We start from the raw sequence: 2,149 nt of genomic DNA, 5'->3' as shown, positions 1-2,149 counted from the left end.
CTACGCGGCTGTCCGCGAGGCGCAGGTTCGGGTCCGCCGCTTGCTGGAGGATTGGGAGGCGGGAGGGAAGCAGGGGCTCTGCCCGATCCCGGATGAGGCTACTCCAGCCGGGGGCGGGTCGGGTGCTGGGCGAGCGTTCAGCGTCCAGCGTTACGGCATGCTCGAATGGGGCGACCTGTTTACCGCCCGGCAGAAGGTGGCGCTGGTGGAGTTGGGGGCGCTGGCCGACAATACCGAGGCGATACCCCGAGAACTTCTGGCGATTGCCCTCGACCGAACCGCCGATGGGAGCGCGTCGATTTCGAGTTGGCTGGCTTCGGGCGAGGAGGTCAAGCATGTGTTCGCACGGCAGGCACTGCCGATTGTCTGGGACTTCGGGGAATCCAACTACTTGGCGGAGGCATCGAGAAGTTGGGCGAGCGCGATCAAGTCAGTAGCCAAGGTTCTTGAGTGCCAGTTCGTTACGCCTTCATTCGGGCAAGTGCAGAACGCGGACGCGACTGGCCATCCCTTACCCGACTCGGTCGCCGATGCGTGGTTCACCGATCCGCCCTACTACGACGCCGTCCCGTATGCGGACCTGTCGGATTTCTTCCTTGTCTGGCTCAAGCGAACGCTGCCGGGCCACCCGCTTCTCCGCGATCCTTTCGATCCCGACAATCCGCTGTCGCCGAAGACAGGCGAGGCGGTCCAAGACGAAACGAAGCAGGCCGAGGGCCGCCCGAAAAACCGCGAGTGGTTCGAGGACACGATGGCCAAGGCCTTCGCGGAGGGTCGGCGTGTGCTACGTGACGATGGCGTGGGCTCCGTGGTCTTCGCGCACAAGACGACCGAGGGTTGGGAGGCGCTGCTCTCCGGCATGATTCGAGGCGGATGGACGATCACCGGCTCGTGGCCGATCGCCACGGAAATGGGGTCTCGGCTTCGCGCTCGGGACTCCGCCGCGCTCGCCACCAGCATCCATCTGATCTGCCGTCCTCGTCCACACGCTGCTCCGGTCGGCGACTGGGCGTCGGTCCTTCAGGAGCTTCCGGCGCGTGTGGCGGCATGGATGAAGCGGCTTCAGGAGGAGGGAATACGCGGAGCCGATCTGGTGTTCGCTTGTGTCGGTCCGGCGCTCGAGGTTTTCAGCCGCTACCGGACCGTCGAGACAGCCGAGGGGCGCGAGGTCGGGTTGCCCGAATACTTGGAGAGGGTCTGGCAGGTCGTCGGACGTTCCGCACTGGAGCAGGTGCTTGGCACGGCCGACGCGGGCATGCTGGAAGAGGATGCCCGGCTTACCGCGCTGTTTCTCTGGACGTACCAGAGCACGGAAGCCGCGGACGCGGAACCGGCCAAGAGCGTCAAGGAGGAGCAAGCCGCAGCCAAGGCGGCCGCGCAAGGGCTCAGTCTTCCTTACGACGTGGTGCGCCGGTTCTCGCAGCCGATGGGCATCGGGCTCGACCGATGGACCGGCAGAGTGATCGGCCAAGCGAAGGGTATGGTGCGCTTGCTGCCCGTGCAGGAGCGAGCCGACGAACTGTTCGGTCGGGACGGTGCGGCTGCGGCAGCCGAATGGATCGAGCGGGATCCGCAGGCCGATGTGCAACCGGCCCTATTCCCCGATTGGGAGACGACACCGACGCCGCGCGCGCGCCGTCGTCGGGGAGCGAGGTCGATTCTCGATCCCGAAGACGCGTTGCAGGGACCAGACGCGACCACGCTCGACCGCATCCATGCGGGCATGCTCCTCCAGGCAAGCGGCCACGCGAACGCGCTCAGGAAGCTGATCACGGCCGAGCAGGATCGCGGACCCGACTTCTTGCGGCTGGCCAACGCGCTCTCCGCCCTCTATCCGCGCTGGAGCCACGAGAAGCGCCTTCTGGACGCGATGATTCTGGCTGTCCCGCGTTGACACGCCGGAGACGGGCCGTCGAGCTTACTGGCGGGTGGCCGGAAGCCACGCCGCCCAACCCCCTTCCCCCCGAACCGCAGCGCCGAAGCTATCCGGCCGTGATGGGTAGCACGGACATGCGCGAGCCTTGAGAGCAATCGAAAATGGATCCTTGGTACAGAGTCGCGGCGTTGCGCCGGGAGGTGCGGGAAGGCCGCTCATTCAGTCCTGACGAGTTCGCGATCGCGCTCGAACAGGTGGTCGCCGGCACCGCGC

General features: G+C 66.4%; 1 protein-coding gene. It reads left to right on the top strand.

The genetic code is table 11. From position 1 onward, the window contains the following. Positions 1–157: 157 nt before the first annotated feature. On the top strand, positions 158–1,894 hold the full coding sequence (locus tag OXN25_16920) for a hypothetical protein (GenBank protein ID MDE0426535.1): 1,737 nt from the start codon (positions 158–160) through the stop codon (positions 1,892–1,894). The last annotated feature ends 255 nt before the right edge of the window (positions 1,895–2,149 follow it).

Source organism: Candidatus Poribacteria bacterium (assembly GCA_028820845.1).
Taxonomy (GTDB): Bacteria; Poribacteria; WGA-4E; order WGA-4E; family WGA-3G; genus WGA-3G.
The sequence above is the reverse complement of the archived record's forward strand: the minus strand, read 5'-3'. Positions and strand labels throughout refer to the sequence as shown.